Genomic DNA, 15,953 nt, shown 5'->3' on the forward strand with positions numbered 1-15,953 from the left:
AGCTAGACATTAAAACAATCATAGAGAATTTATTAAGAAATCCCTTTAATTTTAAGTTGAAGGGCAATAATAATCTATAATTCCTTTATTCGTATTCTACCGAATATTCAATTAAAAGAAATTTATCAAGAAGAAATTATTAGTTCCAATTTCTATTTTTAAATTTCGTCAGTCGTCAGTCGTCAGTCGTCAGTCGTCAGTCGTCAGTCGTCAGTCGTCAGTCGTCAGTCGTCATTCATTCATCATTCGTACTTCCTCCTAGCCTTGTAATTTTCTGTTCTTATTAATTTCATCCTGAAGTTTTCTGCGGAGCATTTGCTGTTCCTCGATTCGTGTTTGGCGGGCCTTTTCAAACTCGATTTCGGTTTCGGCCAGTTTTAAGCGTACGTTTCGGGTAACCGCATGGCTGTTCTTGAATTTATATATGAAGAAAGCCAGGGCTACTAACAAAATGCCTACAACACTCCACATAATAGTATTGTAGGTGCTTTTTTGGGTCAGGATACCGAAAATCTCTATTCCGTTTTCCTTTTTTTGGCTCAGTGCCAAATCTTCTTCGGTTCTCTTCAAATTTTGGGATAGAGAGGCAATTTCATTCTTTTGAGAGTCTATTTCGGTATTGAGGGAGGTTATTTTACCTTCCAAGCCTGAAATGGTGTCCAAAATATTGGAACGCAGTTTGTTTATTTCGGTTTTTTTGATCACCTTGAATTCTTGGTAGCTGTTAGAGCCATCTACTACCTCTACAAACTGATTTTCAATAGTGTTGGGAGATTCTTGGGGGTTTTCCTGTGCAGCTAACTGGGATATACACAGGAATACGGCTGCTGCTGTACTAATAATTTTGTTCATTTGTTTTTTTGTTGGGTTTGTTATGAAAGTGATAACAGCGCAAGTGTAGAAAAATTGTGCTAAAACTCCCAAAAATAAAGGCAAATTACCATTTATTTAACAAGTACCCGTTTGTTGTTGTAACAAAAAGACAGAGCGCCGGAAGGACACTTTTGTATTTGCTCGATCACTTGTTCGGTTTCTGCGGCATCCAAGTCTATCCACGGTATCACTGTAGTCCTGAAGACATCTGAAAGTCCTTTGGCACAGGCTTGGGCGTGGATACATTTTTTGGGTTCATAAGTAACGGTTATCTCACCGTTGGTGAATTTGTTTTCGTAAGACTGCATAAGGCTAGATTTTGGGGGCAAGGCCATTAATACATCGATAAATATATGAAAAATATCGATAAAAAGTAATATTAGGGAATATTCTTACGGCTAAATGTTAATTTATTGCTTTTTTATAGGTTTCCAACGCTCTCTCCCGCGCTTCTTTATGGTCTACCATCTTTTCGGGGTAGTCGTCGGTATCAAATTCTGGGACCCATTCTTTTATGTAAGAATGGTGCTTATCAAACTTTTCGATTTGTGTGGTTGGGTTAAAAATCCTGAAATAAGGTGCCGCATCTACGCCACTACCTGCGGCCCACTGCCAGTTCCCCACGTTGCTCGAGAGCTCATAATCCAATAATTTTTCAGCAAAATAGGCCTCGCCCCAGCGCCAGTCTATAAGTAGATGTTTGCACAAAAAACTGGCTACTAACATTCTAACGCGGTTGTGCATGTATCCAGATTGATTTAGCTGTCGCATCCCAGCATCCACTAAGGGGTAGCCGGTCTTTCCTTCTTTCCATTTTTCAAAATCAGCCTTTGCATTGCGCCACGGGACATGGTCATATTTTTTTCTGAAGGCATTGTCCACCGTTTTTGGAAAATGCCATAAGATTTGCATAAAGAATTCACGCCAGATAAGTTCTTCCCAAAAGGTTTCGTTTTTTTTGGCAATGGCTTTCTTCACCATTTTCCGTACGCTAACAGTGCCAAACCGAAGATGGGGGCCCAATCTGGAAGTGCCCTCCTGTGCAGGGAAATTGCGGGTTTTTTCGTATTCCTGAATGGTTGTGGGGGTAACGTCGTAATCTGGCACCTCAATCTTTGAGCGTTTAAAACCCATATCCGAAAGGCTTACATTGGGCAAGAGGGAGTGTTGGACCAAATTGTCCAAAACTTGGGAAGTGTAGTAAATCTTTACATGCTTGTCTTCAGAAAAAGTAGCTTTCCATTTCTTCATATAGGGCGTGTAAACAACATATGGGTCTCCATCGTTCTTCACGATCTCATCCTTTTCGAAGATGACTTGGTCTTTGTAGGTAAAAAAGCCAACATCTTTTTTTTCCAATAATGCTGAAATTTCAGCATCCCGATCTTTGGCATACGGTTCATAATCGTGATTTGTTATTACGTTTTGCACTTCAAATTCTGAAATAATATTCTCAAAAACCTTTTTTGGGGTACCGTGATACATAGCAAGGCTACTTCCATGCTCTTGCAATTGGTTTCTCATTTTTTGGAGTTCGTCAAAGATGAAGGTGACCCGCGCATCGTCCTCGGGGAGTTCCCCCAATATATTTTCGTCAAAAATGAAGAGCGGCAATACAGGATGTTTTCCGTGAAGCGCTTTGTAGAAACCAACGTTGTCATCCAACCGAAGATCGCGTCTAAACCAGAATATATTTACTTTATCTACCATCTTACTGGATATTTAATGTGGACATCCCACCATCTACGCCCAATACCTGCCCGGTCATCCAGGAGGAGTCCTCAGAAAGTAGAAAGGTAGCCAAATTTGCGATATCTTTTGTGTCTCCAACGCGTTTTAAGGGGTGGCGCTCGCCCATTTTTTCTTTCTTTTCCTCGCTGCTCAATAATGTACCGGCGAGAGGTGTATCGGTAAGTGAGGGTGCTATTACGTTTACCCTAAAGTTGGGTGCGTATTCTGCTGCAAGTGCTTTTGCAAAGCCTTCGATGGCTCCTTTAGCGGCCGCTACACTGGTGTGGAAAGGCATACCCACTTTTACTGCTACAGTACTGAAGAAGACCAAGCTTGCCTGATCAGATTTTTTTAACTGCGGAAGTAAGCCGTGGACAGTCTTTATCATCGAAATAAAGTTGATGTCCAGATCTTTCTGAAAGGCTTCAGGAGAGAGCATTTTAAATGGTTTTAGATTTATGCTTCCTGGACAATATACCAATCCGTCGATGCTTTCTGGGAGTTCTTTTTCTGATAGGGTGTCGCTAGAGACATCAAATGATATGTGCTCAATCCCTTCGGGAATGTCTTTGTTGGTTCTGGAAGCAATAGTTACATTATGGTTCTTGCTCATTTTTTTGGCTATTTCAAGTCCAATACCGTAGGATCCGCCAATCAAAAGTATGTTTTTCATAGTATTGCTATTATAGTGTGCCGAACAATTCGGTCAATTTTTTTTTGCGGTAATCGAAAATCTCTTTCAATTTCGGTTGTACGAGAATTGGGTGTGCCAGCTGCCCCAACCAACCGAAGGGAAGTTTGTAATCTATGATATCTTCCATTTCAACACCGCCATCAATTTCCTTTATGAAATGTTTGTGGTGCCATAGTGCATAGGGTCCAAAGCGTTGTTCGTCCACGAAATAGTTGTTATTCTTTACGTGTGTAATTTCGGTGACCCACTTCGTTTTTATCCCTAGGACAGGAGTGACAATGTATTGAATGATTTGCCCTGGATACATAGGTTTATCGGCTCCCGAAAGTATGTGGAATCCCATATAATCTGGGGTGATTACCTTCAGGTTCTCTGGGTTTGATAAAAATTCCCAAGCCTCAGCTTTGGAGATGGGTAGATTTTGTTTGGAATGAAGCGTATAGATTTTCAATGTACTGGATTATACGCTAAAAATACATTTTGTTTAATAAAAATAGAAGAGGATTAAACAAAGTTTAACAATAGTGTCTTGTGTAGGTTAAGCAAAAAAATCCCCTTAAGGTATCTTTCGATGACTTTTGGGAGTAATAAGTGGCGGTAGCTTGACCTTTACTTTCGTAGCGATATCACGCGTTTGTTCATACGCAGGATTCTGTACAAATCTCTGTTTATCGTAGGTTTTGAAACGCGATTAAATCTAAAAAATTTTTTGATAAATCGTAGCATTGTTTTCTTTTTCAGTAAAAATACATCAGAAAAATACTACGAGTCAATAGGCAAGTTAAAGATTAACAATTAATTAGCAATCGTCATCACAACAGTGCTCGTCTTTCACCAATTTACAACTCATCACCGCCAAAATACAACCGATAATCGGTGCAGTGAGATACAACCATAAGTGCTGCAAATTTCCAGAGACCAGCGCAGGTGACAAGGAGCGTGCTGGATTCATAGATGCTCCAGTAATAGGACCTGCAAACATTGCTTCCAATAGCACAATACCACCAATGGCAATACCGGCTATTACGCCTATTTCCTTAGCGCCGGTAGAAACATTGATGATCACCACCATTAAAAAGAAAGATAACAGTACTTCAAGAATGAATACCTTTAACACCTCGATTTGTGGAAGTGTGGCTCCCAATAGTTCGTTGTCGGGAAAAAGGTAAAGTAATAACCCGCTAGCTGCCAGGGCACCCGCACATTGGGCGACAGCATAGAGGGGTACTTCTTTCCAAGGAAACTTTTTGGCATACGCAAAACCAATAGTAACTGCAGGATTAATATGGGCGCCGCTTATGTCGCCAAAAGCATAAATCATTCCCATGACAATGAGGCCAAAGGTAAATGCAATGCCTGGGTGGGTAACGGTACCCCCCGTAAACTCATTGATTACTATGGCTCCCGTACCGCAAAAAACCAAGGCAAAGGTACCAATGGCTTCGGCTATGAGTCGTTTTGAAATGCTGCTCTTCATAGTGCAAAGGTACACGGATTTAAATATTCTTTTTTAAGGTTTTGTTAACTCTTTTAAACTGACTGCGTTGTAACTTCGCAGAAACCATAATCAAAACCAAAATCATGAAAAAAATAATCCTCTTTGTTTGTGCCATAGCAACAACTTTTGCCGTGCAAGCACAACTCGAAACCCCTGCGCCCAGCCCATCACAAAAAATTGAACAGAAAGTTGGACTTACCGATGTTACTGTTGAATATTCAAGACCCTCAATGAAGGGACGTACTATATTTGGAGGCTTGGTGCCTTACGATAAAATATGGCGTACCGGAGCCAACGCCAATACCAAGATTACCTTTAGTGACGATGTAATGGTAGGAGGTAAAGAAGTAAAAGCAGGAACGTATGCCATCTATACAAGGCCTGGTGTACAGAGCTGGGATGTGATGTTGTATTCAGACAGTAATAACTGGGGAACTCCACAAAAATGGGACGATAGTAAAGTTGCGGCAACCGCAAAAGCACAAGTATTTCCATTACCAATTGATATTGAAACATTTACAATGTCTTTTGATGATATTACGAACAACTCTGCAAACCTAGGAATGATGTGGGAAAAGAGCTATGTAGCGTTGCCTATTGAGTTTATGACCGATAAGCAAGTTTCTGCAAGTATTGATAGAGTGATGAACGGCCCATCTGCTAACGATTATTACCAAGCGGCCGTGTATTATCTTAATGCAGGTAAAGACATAAACAAAGCAAAAACATGGATAGATAAAGCCATTGAGATGCGCGAGCAACCAGCTTTTTGGTTTCACAGACAACAATCGCTTATCTATGCCAAAGCAGGTGATAAAAAAGGAGCTATTAGCGCTGCGAAGAAATCTTTGGAAATGGCAAAAGAAGCTGGAAACGACGATTATGTAGCTTTAAATACAAAAAGCTTGAAAGAATGGGGAGCAATGTAAACTGTTCTATATTCTTTTAAAAAAAACGCTCCTGATGTGGGAGCGTTTTTTTATGGAGTATATTCTGGAAGTTGCCTTAAAAAGATATAGCGTTCGTTGCTGTAATCCAATTGGCAGAAATAATGTTGTATTCCGTTGCTTACCATCAAATAACTGGCATTTGTAACAAGGTTATAGCGGGCAATCTGGTCAAAGGTATCTTGCGTAATCTTAACTGAGGGAGCTTTACATTCAACAATAATTTCTATTGAGCCGTTATTGTTGTATACAACTACATCGTATCTTTTTTTTGTCCCGTTGAGGAGTAGTTGTTTTTCAACGTTAATGTGGGATTTAGGATATTTTTTTTCTGAGATTAAATACTGTACCACGTGCTGGCGTACCCATTCCTCAGGAGTGAGCACCATAAATTTTTTTCGTATTTCGTCAAAAATGAAACGTTTGTTTTCGTTACTTTTGAAACGGAACGAATAGCCAGGGAAATTAAGTTTCAGCATAGCGCAATTTACAGTTTTTGATTTATCCTGTTTCTATCTACAATCTAAAAATCTACAATCTAAAACTTCCATGTCCTTAGACAAAGCTAAAGCCATCATCACCGATATAAAGAGGGGAAACATTTCACCAATCTATTTTTTGATGGGGGAGGAGCCTTATTATATTGATGGTGTTTCAAATTATATTGAAGAAACCCTGCTTACCGAAGAAGAAAAAGGCTTTAACCAAATGGTGCTCTACGGAAGGGATGTTACCATAGACGAGATTGTGAGCAATGCAAAGCGCTATCCCATGATGGCCGAAAGACAGGTAGTAATCGTAAAAGAAGCACAAGACCTGTCCCGTACCATCGAAAATTTAGTCTCCTATGCCGAAAATCCACAGCCCACCACCGTTTTGGTTTTTTGCTATAAATACAAAAAGCTGGACGCCCGAAAAAAACTTGCTAAGACACTGAAGAAAAACGCGGTGCTTTTTGAGAGCAAGAAAATGTACGACGACAAACTCCCGGGATGGATCATACAGGTACTCAAGGGCAGGGGATATTCCATTACCCCCAAGGCAGCACAAATGCTCAGCGAGTTTTTGGGTAACGACCTTAGCAAGATCAATAACGAGTTGGAAAAGCTACAGCTCATCATCAAGCCCGAACAGCAAATTACCCCTCAACTGGTTGAGCAGAATATTGGGATTAGTAAGGACTTTAACAACTTCGAGTTGCAAAATGCCATTGGCGCAAAGAACATAAAAAAAGCCTTCGCTATTGTACAGTATTTTGCACAAAACCCCAAGAACCACCCATTGGTGATGACGGTGGCACTATTGTACAGTTTCTTCTCTAAATTGCTAAAATACCACGCACTATCCAATAAAGCGGAAGCCTCGAAAGTACTGGGAGTGAATCCCTATTTTATAAAGGATTACCAAACGGCCGCCCGCAACTATTCCATGAAAGAGGTAAGCGCCATAATCGCTAGCATACGTGAGGTAGACCTAAAGAGTAAAGGAGTAGGCGCCGCAAATCTCACTCCCGCAGATCTTTTTAAGGAGTTATTGACGTCTATTTTTAAATAACTTATTTTTTATCTACCGAAATACTTCCAGCGCCCATAAGTGCTATGGAAATAAAGCCTATCAAATAAAGCAGGGCCATTTCCTTTTTGGCCAAGGGATCCGCCCCGTGTACCACAAAGGCAGCAACGGCCATGGTAATTGCTGAGATTATTGCCGCAAACCTTGTTTTGATTCCTATAATAATCAGGACAGGAGCTACCAATTCACCTAGCAGTACCAATATGGAAGATAGCAACCCGCCAATTCCCAACGGGTCTCCAACTACGGAGAGGTCGCCACCAATAAAAGCTAAAAATTTGGGCACACCGTGGGTGAGCATAAGTCCGGCAACGCCAATTCGTAGTACTAATAATCCTAGGTCGTAATTTCTTTTCATGTTTGGGGTTTTAAAGAAGTCTAAAAGTATAAAAATTATTGAATTTACAATTTCAAATTGTAAAGTTTACACTAAATTAAATTAAGAATCCATTTTGGCCAAAGTAACGGTATTGATTTCAAGGTAACTTAATATTCAGTTAAGAAAAAGGGTACATAGTCATTGTAGTTTAGCGCAAATAAAAACAACAAACTACTAATGAAAAAAATTACACTTATCGCACTACTGTTTTCAGTAGCAATCGTAAAAGCACAAACAACAGTCTCTTCCACGAGTTTCGAGGAGCCAACCGCAGCTTCACAGTATGTGGACACAGGAGATGCAAATGTTGCACATGACCTAATTAACAACGCAGGCCAATCTATGGTAGATTTTACCACAACCGCCACAGAAATGGGTTTCGACGCCCGTTACGAGCCGTATGACACACCGGACGTAGGCCTTACCGATGGTGATTTTGTGGGAGCCACTTCCTTTACCGGGGATGTAGGGGCATATACCGATGGTGTTCAGGGATACAACTTGTCCGATACGGACGGAAACATGATTCTTGAATTTGATGTTGTGGATTTTTCAGGATTAACCAATCCTACAGTTTCAATAGATTATTTTATTACCGAAACTGGATATGAAGGCGACGGAACTGTAAATGAGAGCGGCTCTGATAGAATTCGTATATACGTTAAGGATCTGACCAACAATACCGAAATTGACATTCTCAATACCGAAGGATCTGATATTGATGATCTGGGAATTGAAGGGGTATTTACAACAGGTACTGCAACTGTTCCAAACGGTGTTATGGTACAACTGGTCGTGGAGGTTCGCACAAATGCCGGGGGAGAAGCTGTTTATCTGGATAACGTAAAATTTGAAGCAACGGGAACTTTCGATCTAAACATAACCGAAGTTTTCCCAGGTCAAGAAGGTGACGATTTAACAGCCGATTGGTTTGAAATTAGAAACGATGGTAATGCCGCGTGGGTTTCTGGTGTAGATCCGGATCTTTATTACGATGATGAGTCTGCCGATGGTGCAACAGCAGATATCATTCAGGGAATAACCAATATACAGCCCGGCGAGTATGTAATCGTTTTGGTGACGGACAACACCAATAACGAAGTAGCCACATTTACCAATGTTTGGGGAGAGGTGGTAAACCTTAGTGGTCTGGAAATTGGATTTACAGATGGTGCTGGACTTGGCGGCGGCGGCGATGCCGTGAACATTTGGGCTGGAGACCCTACATCCACTTCGGTTATAGATACTGCTACCTATCCGGATACCGTAACAAATGACGGACAGAGTTTCGATGTAGATTTGAACGAATTTAGTACTGTAGGAAATACCAGTAATGCCGTGGAGACATTACAACAGGGAGGTGCAGCATCAAATGTGCCTAATATAGGTTCCCCGGGAAACGTACCGCTAATGCCTAACCTCGTGATTACTGAAGTCTTTGCAGGACAGGAAGGAACAGACCTTACCGAGGATTGGTTCGAAATAAAGAATGAAGGTCAAGCAGCATGGGTTTCAGGTATTGATGCAGATTTATACTACGATGATGAGTCTGCCGATGGAAACGCAGCCGATATTATCCAAGGTCTTACAGACATCCAACCGGGCGAGTATGTAATCGTGCTGGTAACCGATAATGCAAATGGTGAAGTAGCAACTTTTGTGGATGTTTGGGACGATGTGGTAGACCTAACAAACGTAGAGGTAGGATTCACCGATGGTGCAGGATTGGGCCAGGGTGGAGATAGCGTGACCCTTTGGATGGGAGACCCAACCACCACCTTGCCTGTAGATATGGGCGCATACCCAGATACAGCTGCTAACGATGGTGAGTCGTACGATATAGAATTGGCATCCTTCAGTGTAGCAGGTAACGCGAATGGCGCTGTGGCAACCCTTTTATTGGGCGGAACCGCAAGCGACACTCCAAACATTGGTTCTCCAGGAAATGTAATTCCTAACGTAAATGTTGAAGTAGCATTTGACGGTGCTTTTACCTCTGTTTCTGAAGACGGAGCCGAAGTGACCATTTCCATAATCATTTCAGAAGCACCAGATACCGAAGGTACAGTAGAAGTGGCACTGCTCACAGGGGGAACAGCCGTAGAAGGAACCGATTTTACGTTCTCAGCTACAGAGACAATTACATTCCCCGTAGGCAGCACCACGCCACAAGAAATTACAATACCCATTATAAACAATACCGAAGATGGCAGCGATGTGTTTTTTATTGTACGGTTAGCCAATGCGACCACGTTGCAAATTGGTGAAAATGACACCTTTTCAACATATATATTGGATGACGACACCCAGGTCCCTACAGGAGATGCAACCCAATTGGACATGAATTATTTAGCCAGCTATGTTGTAGATGCAGATGGGACAGCAGAGATTGTAGCCTACGACCCAGCCTCGCAACAATTGTTCGTCACCAATGCAGATAAGGTTGAAGTGCTGGACTTTTCAGACCCCTCAAATATTACCAGCTTGGCTACAGTTACTTTACCAGCTGGAACTTCTGGAGTACAGAGCGTAGCTGTTAACAACGGTATAGTGGCAGCAGCAGTAGCAGCAGATCCTGCTACCAATAATGGTTTTGTGGTTTTTAGCGACACCAATGGTGCCAACCAAACCATGGTAGAGGTTGGTTCCTTACCAGATATGCTTACCTTTTCTCCAGATGGAAACTACGTACTGGTAGCAAACGAGGGGCAACCCAATGACGATTACACAATAGACCCAGAAGGCAGTGTTTCCATAATAGATGTGAGTGGTGGGTTGGGAGCTATTTCCCAATCAAATGTTAGCACGGCAAACTTTAATGCTTTCGATGCACAACAAGCTACTTTGGAGGCGGACGGAGTTAGAATCTACGGTCCCGGAGCTACGGTATCACAGGATTTGGAACCGGAGTATATCACGGTTTCAGCAGATTCACAAACGGCTTATGTAACGCTTCAGGAGAACAATGCCTATGCCATAGTAGATATAGCAAATGCTGAAATTTCTGAAATTATTTCTTTCGGTTTAAAAGATCACAGTATTGCTGAAAACTCTCTGGATGTAAGCAACGATACCGATTTTATTTTTGATGCATCCTGGCCAATTAAAGGGTTGTATATGCCAGATGCCATTAGTTTCTATTCGGCAAACGGAACCGATTATATTGTTACGGCAAACGAAGGTGACGCACGGGAGTACAATGCCTTGGAAGAAGAAAGAAACCTTGGAGATGCAGATTATATACTGGATCCAACAGTTTTCTCAAATATTGATGTATTGGAAATGGAAAGTAACCTTGGCGCTATTAACCTAACAAACGCATCTGGAGATACCGATGACGATGGTGATTTTGATGAGATCCATGTATTTGGTGGGCGTTCTTTTTCAATTTTTGAAGCGGTAACGGGAACCCTGGTGTACGATAGTGGTAACGATTTTGAAATTATCACTGCAAATGATCCAACATACGGACCCATATTTAACGCTAGCAATAGTAACAATAGTTATAAAGACCGAAGCGACAATAAGGGGCCAGAACCAGAAGGTGTGCTGGTTCAGGAGATTAATGGTGAGCAATATGCTTTTATACTTTTGGAAAGAATTGGAGGGGTAATGGTATACAATATTACCGACCCTACAAACCCTGTATTCCTTCAATATCTGAACAATCGTGAGGCTACACCGGGGGGTGACGAAATGGGCGACTTAGGACCAGAGGGACTTGTGTATGTTCCATTTGCCGATAGCCCAACCAATACTGGATTGATCGTAGTGGCCAATGAGGTTAGTGGTACCTTGAGTATATATTCTCTCGATAATGATGTATTGGGAGTTGATGAGTTTGAATTGGCAAACAATACAAACTTCAGCATGTATCCCAATCCAGCCAATGGAATAGTGTTTTTGAGTAAAAGAGGAGATTACACTATTTACGATGTTACCGGAAGGAAGATTAACCAATATACAAATGTAACTAGCTTAGATATACAAGGGCTCACTGCGGGTATTTATGTGGTTGTTAACCAAGATGGAGTGGCGAAACGACTTATCGTTAAGTAGCATGCCGCTGGTATTAGTAATTGGAAAGCCACCTTTTTTGGGTGGCTTTTTCTTTTTTAGTGTACTTTTGAAACTTTAAAAATCCAATTTTAGATGAATAAAGTCCGCGCTTGGATAGCTGCCGCTCGCTTACGTACATTACCGCTATCAATTTCTGGGATCTTGGTGGCCAGCGGAGCCGCCGCAAAAGTTGATGCCTTCTCTTTGCCCATCATGGTGTTGGCTTTGCTCACTACTTTAGGGTTCCAGATACTCTCCAACTTTGCAAACGATTATGGCGACGGTGTAAAAGGAACCGATAATGCCGATAGAGTAGGACCCGCACGTGCCTTGCAAAGCGGATTGCTTACAGCAAAGGAGCTTAAACGGGGCATGATAGTGACTACGGTTCTAACGCTGTTCTTGGCCAGCTTACTTATTTTTATCGCTTTCGGTAATGAAAACTTCATTCTTTCGGTAGTATTCTTCAATTTGGGAATTGCTGCTGTTATTGCCGCCGTAACCTATACCGTTGGGAAAAGAGCGTACGGATACCGCGCTATGGGCGATCTGTTCGTGTTCGTTTTTTTTGGATTGGTAGGGGTATTGGGGTGTTACTTTTTGTTCACCCAAAAAATTTCAGACTTAATCATCCTACCGGCTATTACCATAGGTTTGTTGAGTGCAGCCGTGCTCAACCTGAACAACATGCGTGATAGGCTTGCAGATGCCAAGGTGAACAAAAACACGCTCGCTGTGGTATTGGGGGAGAAGCCTGTAAAGCTGTATCACTGCCTATTGATACTAGTAGCCTTTTTATGTGCTTTGGTCTATGCTTTCTTTAAAGGAGAACCTTGGCTGGGGTATTTACCTATGGTGGCATTTATCCCTTTGTTTTTGAATGTTATAAAGGTTTTTAAAAGCCAGTCGCCACCCTTGTTGGACCCAGAGTTGAAAAAGGTAGCATTGAGCACTTTTTTGTATGCAGCCCTGTTTTTTGCAATTGCAATGTTTTGAGTATAATTTTCAGGAAATTTCCTTGTCCCCAGCGACGGTAGCATCATAGGAAGTTTTGTTCTTTTGTTCCCTAAGATCCAAATTCAGGTTTTATGGGTCTTGTAAGTATGGTGTGTATTTTCCTTGCCGTTCTTAGAAATTTCTGCTGATCAATTTTAAAAAATTTACAAATATTTAACATTATTCTCTCTCGCAGACTTTACTTTTAAAGAAAAACACAGCAATATGAAAATTACATTTTACGGTCAAAATTCCTTGGCACTGCAAATAGGAGAAACCCACATCGTCGTAGACCCATTCATTACAGGAAACGACCTGTCCAAGGACAAGGTGGATATCGACAAATTAAAAGCAGACTACATCCTGCTCACCCACGCACACCAAGATCATATTTTGGATGCCGAAGCGATTGCTAAAAATACAGGCGCCACTATTTTAAGCAATTACGAAATAGCCAACCATTACGAAGAAAAAGGACTTGAAGTACACCCTATGAACCACGGCGGTTGGTGGGAATTCGATTTTGGACGTGTAAAATATGTAAATGCCATACATACCAGCTCCTTTCCGGATGGCAGTTATGGCGGCCAACCTGGCGGATTTGTTATTGAAAGTACCAACGCAAACATCTACATTGCAGGAGATACAGCCCTCACGATGGATATGAAATTAATACCCATGCATACCAAGCTCGACCTAGCCATTTTGCCCATTGGAGACAACTTTACCATGGGGGTGGACGATGCCATTGTGGCCTGCAATTTTGTAGAGTGTGATAAGGTATTGGGAGTACATTATGATACCTTTGGCTATATTGAAATTGATCATGGGGAAGCTAAAAGAAAATTCGATCAAGCTGGAAAGGACCTTATGTTGCTCGATATTGGAGACTCTATTGAGTTGTAAAAAGAACAAGTTACAAGCAAGTTTAAACTCCATAACCACTATTTATAGCTTGGTCAGGTTGAGTGCAGTCAAAACCTCAATACTTATTAGTTTAAAAACTACTTGAAGTATTCCATCACTTTTTTTATTCTTTAAGCCAAACCTTATCGTATTTTTACTCGATTATCGAGATGTTACCGCTCCGAGGCTTGCCCTGAAGTAAAAATTGTTTCAACCGGGGCCTCGAGATAATTTACTGATGAAAGCCACTTGGAAAAAAAATACACTACAATTTAAAAGGCCTGCTGGCACTTCTCGCGGTACCCTCAAAACCAAGGATACTTGGTATTTGAAAATTGAAAGTGGAGACAGCTGGGGTGTTGGAGAGTGCGGCATGTTTCGGGGGTTGAGCGTTGACGATAGACCAGATTTCGAGGAAAAACTACAATGGACCTGTAACCATATTCAACTTGGTGAGTCGCAGCTATTAGATGAACTCACAGGGTTTCCGGCCATACAGATAGGGGTTGAAACCGCGTTCCATTCGTTACGGGCCAAGGATGCCTTTCAGATCTTTCCTTCGGGATTTGTCTCAGGCAAGCAACCCATCACCATTAACGGCCTGGTTTGGATGGGGGACAAGGCGTTTATGAAGCAACAGATTTCAGAAAAACTGAAACAGGGTTTCAACTGTATAAAGATGAAGATTGGTGCCATAGCTTTTGAAACTGAACTCGCACTGTTAAAAAGTATCCGTAGCGAATTTTCCCCTTCAGAAATTGAACTCCGGGTAGATGCCAATGGAGCATTTGCAGCTTCCGAAGCATTGGAAAAACTGAAGATACTCTCAGATTTACAACTACATTCCATCGAGCAACCTATTAAACAAGGGCAATGGCAGGAAATGGCACATCTCTGCGACGCAACGCCGCTGCCTATTGCACTGGACGAGGAACTTATTGGAATAGTTACTTCCGCAGACAAAGAAAAGCTCCTACAAACCATACAACCACAATACATTATCTTAAAGCCAACGCTGGTAGGTGGATTTGGAGGCAGTGATACGTGGATACAATTTACTGAAAAACACCATATAGGCTGGTGGATTACCTCGGCATTGGAAAGTAACGTTGGCCTAAACGCCATTGCACAATATACGGCCATAAAAAACAATACCATGCCGCAAGGTTTGGGAACTGGAAGTCTTTTTACCAATAATATTGCCTCTCCCTTGCAGGTCACCGATGGAAAACTTCACTACAACAAAAACAAAAATTGGGATACCTCCCATCTAAAAGAACTTTTGTAAATTTCCACGAAATATAAAGGTCACCTAATCCCTCACACCTAATCCCTGATTATGTACATAAAACAAGCTTTTAACTACTTGCACGACTGGTGGCGCTACCTTGTGGGCGCTATTTTAATTTTTATAATCTCGCAAATAGGCACCATTCCATTTGTATTGATAGCTTTTTTAAAAGTAATTAACTCTGGAGGTTCCTTGGAGGATTTACAGGACGAACAGAATTTAATGACCATCCTAGACTCCAACCTAACCCTGTTCTTGATGTTACTGGGGTTTGCCGTAGGACTTGTAGGACTTTATTATGTGGTTAAATTATTACACAAGCAACCCTTTGTTACGCTTACCACTTCGAGAAAAAATACAGACTGGGGTAGGGTTTGGTTTGGTTTTGGGCTTATAGCAATAGTGACCGTGGTTCTCACGGTGTTGGATTATTATAACAACCCACAGGATTATGTGTTGCAGTTTGAAGCTGTCCCTTTTCTAATACTGGCAGTGATCGCTATTGTGTTCATACCGTTACAAACCAGTTTTGAGGAATACCTCTTTCGTGGATACTTAATGCAGGGATTGGGGGTTATGGCAAAAAATAGATGGCTTCCGCTCATAGTTACCTCGGTTGTATTTGGTGGTTTGCATTTCTTCAATCCTGAAGTTACAAAGCTAGGTCCAATCATCATGGTGTATTATATAGGCACAGGTTTCCTATTGGGGATCATGACCTTGATGGACGAAGGAATGGAGCTTGCCCTTGGGTTCCACGCTGGAAACAACTTGGTGGGTGCGTTGCTGGTCACGGCCGATTGGACCGTTTTCCAGACCAACTCAATTTTAAAGGATATTTCCGAACCTTCGGCAGGCTTCGATATATTGTTGCCCGTAGTGGTGATGTACCCAATATTCTTGGGCATTATGGCCTGGCGCTATAAATGGACGGGTTGGGGCGAGAAGCTCTTCGGAAAGGTATCTCCTCCCGAACCCCATAACCCAATAGAAACCAGCTAGTGTAT

At 41.7% G+C, this 15,953-nt stretch carries 15 protein-coding genes; 7 read left to right on the forward strand and 8 right to left on the reverse strand.

Annotation, left to right across the window (positions count from 1 at the left end):
* Positions 1 to 258 precede the first annotated feature (258 nt).
* The 6 genes from C8D94_RS08100 to C8D94_RS08125 form a co-directional block, all read right to left on the reverse strand.
* Positions 259 to 852: a hypothetical protein gene (locus tag C8D94_RS08100; RefSeq protein ID WP_147278517.1), complete on the reverse strand. Its 594-nt coding sequence runs from the start codon at positions 850 to 852 to the stop codon at positions 259 to 261.
* A gap of 92 nt (positions 853 to 944) precedes the next feature.
* On the reverse strand, positions 945 to 1,181 hold the full coding sequence (locus C8D94_RS08105; RefSeq protein WP_115123611.1) for a (4Fe-4S)-binding protein: 237 nt from the start codon (positions 1,179 to 1,181) through the stop codon (positions 945 to 947).
* 97 nt (positions 1,182 to 1,278) lie between these two features.
* Positions 1,279 to 2,583 carry a cryptochrome/photolyase family protein gene (locus C8D94_RS08110; RefSeq protein WP_115123420.1) on the reverse strand — a complete coding sequence of 435 codons (1,305 nt, stop codon included), beginning with the start codon at positions 2,581 to 2,583 and terminating at the stop codon, positions 1,279 to 1,281.
* A gap of 1 nt (position 2,584) precedes the next feature.
* On the reverse strand, positions 2,585 to 3,277 hold the full coding sequence (locus C8D94_RS08115) for an SDR family NAD(P)-dependent oxidoreductase (protein ID WP_115123421.1): 693 nt from the start codon (positions 3,275 to 3,277) through the stop codon (positions 2,585 to 2,587).
* Between the two features lie 10 nt (positions 3,278 to 3,287).
* Positions 3,288 to 3,749, reverse strand: coding sequence for an SRPBCC family protein (locus C8D94_RS08120; RefSeq protein WP_115123422.1), 462 nt, complete (start codon positions 3,747 to 3,749; stop codon positions 3,288 to 3,290).
* A 348-nt stretch (positions 3,750 to 4,097) separates the two neighbouring features.
* A complete protein-coding gene (locus tag C8D94_RS08125) occupies positions 4,098 to 4,775 on the reverse strand; it encodes an aquaporin (protein WP_115123423.1) in 678 nt (225 codons plus the stop codon).
* A gap of 104 nt (positions 4,776 to 4,879) precedes the next feature.
* On the opposite strand from C8D94_RS08125, the gene C8D94_RS08130 reads away from it, so the two are divergent.
* Positions 4,880 to 5,725, forward strand: coding sequence for a DUF2911 domain-containing protein (locus tag C8D94_RS08130; RefSeq protein ID WP_115123424.1), 846 nt, complete (start codon positions 4,880 to 4,882; stop codon positions 5,723 to 5,725).
* A gap of 50 nt (positions 5,726 to 5,775) precedes the next feature.
* On the opposite strand, the gene C8D94_RS08135 is transcribed toward C8D94_RS08130, so the two are convergent.
* Positions 5,776 to 6,222 carry a type I restriction enzyme HsdR N-terminal domain-containing protein gene (locus C8D94_RS08135; protein WP_115123425.1) on the reverse strand — a complete coding sequence of 149 codons (447 nt, stop codon included), beginning with the start codon at positions 6,220 to 6,222 and terminating at the stop codon, positions 5,776 to 5,778.
* Positions 6,223 to 6,292: 70 nt separating this feature from the next.
* Here C8D94_RS08135 and holA point away from each other — a divergent pair, with 70 nt between their 5' ends.
* On the forward strand, positions 6,293 to 7,297 hold the full coding sequence (gene holA, locus C8D94_RS08140) for a DNA polymerase III subunit delta (protein WP_115123426.1): 1,005 nt from the start codon (positions 6,293 to 6,295) through the stop codon (positions 7,295 to 7,297).
* A gap of 1 nt (position 7,298) precedes the next feature.
* On the opposite strand, the gene C8D94_RS08145 is transcribed toward holA, so the two are convergent.
* Positions 7,299 to 7,673: a DoxX family protein gene (locus C8D94_RS08145; protein WP_115123427.1), complete on the reverse strand. Its 375-nt coding sequence runs from the start codon at positions 7,671 to 7,673 to the stop codon at positions 7,299 to 7,301.
* Between the two features lie 198 nt (positions 7,674 to 7,871).
* On the opposite strand from C8D94_RS08145, the gene C8D94_RS08150 reads away from it, so the two are divergent.
* The 5 genes from C8D94_RS08150 to C8D94_RS08170 all read left to right on the forward strand — a co-directional run bounded on the left by C8D94_RS08150 (position 7,872) and on the right by C8D94_RS08170 (position 15,948).
* Positions 7,872 to 11,753 carry a choice-of-anchor I family protein gene (locus tag C8D94_RS08150; protein ID WP_115123428.1) on the forward strand — a complete coding sequence of 1,294 codons (3,882 nt, stop codon included), beginning with the start codon at positions 7,872 to 7,874 and terminating at the stop codon, positions 11,751 to 11,753.
* A gap of 93 nt (positions 11,754 to 11,846) precedes the next feature.
* The gene (gene menA, locus C8D94_RS08155) at positions 11,847 to 12,749 is read left to right on the forward strand and encodes a 1,4-dihydroxy-2-naphthoate octaprenyltransferase (RefSeq protein WP_115123429.1); all 903 of its coding nucleotides are present in this window, start codon (positions 11,847 to 11,849) and stop codon (positions 12,747 to 12,749) included.
* A gap of 225 nt (positions 12,750 to 12,974) precedes the next feature.
* The gene (locus tag C8D94_RS08160) at positions 12,975 to 13,655 is read left to right on the forward strand and encodes a metal-dependent hydrolase (RefSeq protein ID WP_115123430.1); all 681 of its coding nucleotides are present in this window, start codon (positions 12,975 to 12,977) and stop codon (positions 13,653 to 13,655) included.
* 238 nt (positions 13,656 to 13,893) lie between these two features.
* Positions 13,894 to 14,943, forward strand: a complete 1,050-nt coding sequence (locus C8D94_RS08165; RefSeq protein WP_211308905.1) for an o-succinylbenzoate synthase — start codon at positions 13,894 to 13,896, stop codon at positions 14,941 to 14,943.
* 51 nt (positions 14,944 to 14,994) lie between these two features.
* The gene (locus C8D94_RS08170) at positions 14,995 to 15,948 is read left to right on the forward strand and encodes a CPBP family intramembrane glutamic endopeptidase (protein WP_115123431.1); all 954 of its coding nucleotides are present in this window, start codon (positions 14,995 to 14,997) and stop codon (positions 15,946 to 15,948) included.
* The last annotated feature ends 5 nt before the right edge of the window (positions 15,949 to 15,953 follow it).

It is taken from the genome of Marinirhabdus gelatinilytica (genome assembly GCF_003353425.1).
GTDB lineage: Bacteria > Bacteroidota > Bacteroidia > Flavobacteriales > Flavobacteriaceae > Marinirhabdus > Marinirhabdus gelatinilytica.

What these genes read in the sequence shown, in the direction of transcription:
- C8D94_RS08165 (WP_211308905.1), top strand. Translation starts at nt 13,894, where the DNA reads ATGAAAGCCACTTGGAAAAAAAATACACTACAATTTAAAAGGCCTGCT.
- C8D94_RS08115 (WP_115123421.1), bottom strand. Translation starts at nt 3,277, where the DNA reads ATGAAAAACATACTTTTGATTGGCGGATCCTACGGTATTGGACTTGAA.
- C8D94_RS08125 (WP_115123423.1), bottom strand. Translation starts at nt 4,775, where the DNA reads ATGAAGAGCAGCATTTCAAAACGACTCATAGCCGAAGCCATTGGTACC.
- C8D94_RS08110 (WP_115123420.1), bottom strand. Translation starts at nt 2,583, where the DNA reads ATGGTAGATAAAGTAAATATATTCTGGTTTAGACGCGATCTTCGGTTG.
- C8D94_RS08145 (WP_115123427.1), bottom strand. Translation starts at nt 7,673, where the DNA reads ATGAAAAGAAATTACGACCTAGGATTATTAGTACTACGAATTGGCGTT.
- C8D94_RS08105 (WP_115123611.1), bottom strand. Translation starts at nt 1,181, where the DNA reads ATGCAGTCTTACGAAAACAAATTCACCAACGGTGAGATAACCGTTACT.
- C8D94_RS08135 (WP_115123425.1), bottom strand. Translation starts at nt 6,222, where the DNA reads ATGCTGAAACTTAATTTCCCTGGCTATTCGTTCCGTTTCAAAAGTAAC.
- menA (WP_115123429.1), top strand. Translation starts at nt 11,847, where the DNA reads ATGAATAAAGTCCGCGCTTGGATAGCTGCCGCTCGCTTACGTACATTA.
- C8D94_RS08130 (WP_115123424.1), top strand. Translation starts at nt 4,880, where the DNA reads ATGAAAAAAATAATCCTCTTTGTTTGTGCCATAGCAACAACTTTTGCC.
- C8D94_RS08100 (WP_147278517.1), bottom strand. Translation starts at nt 852, where the DNA reads ATGAACAAAATTATTAGTACAGCAGCAGCCGTATTCCTGTGTATATCC.
- C8D94_RS08160 (WP_115123430.1), top strand. Translation starts at nt 12,975, where the DNA reads ATGAAAATTACATTTTACGGTCAAAATTCCTTGGCACTGCAAATAGGA.
- C8D94_RS08150 (WP_115123428.1), top strand. Translation starts at nt 7,872, where the DNA reads ATGAAAAAAATTACACTTATCGCACTACTGTTTTCAGTAGCAATCGTA.
- holA (WP_115123426.1), top strand. Translation starts at nt 6,293, where the DNA reads ATGTCCTTAGACAAAGCTAAAGCCATCATCACCGATATAAAGAGGGGA.
- C8D94_RS08170 (WP_115123431.1), top strand. Translation starts at nt 14,995, where the DNA reads ATGTACATAAAACAAGCTTTTAACTACTTGCACGACTGGTGGCGCTAC.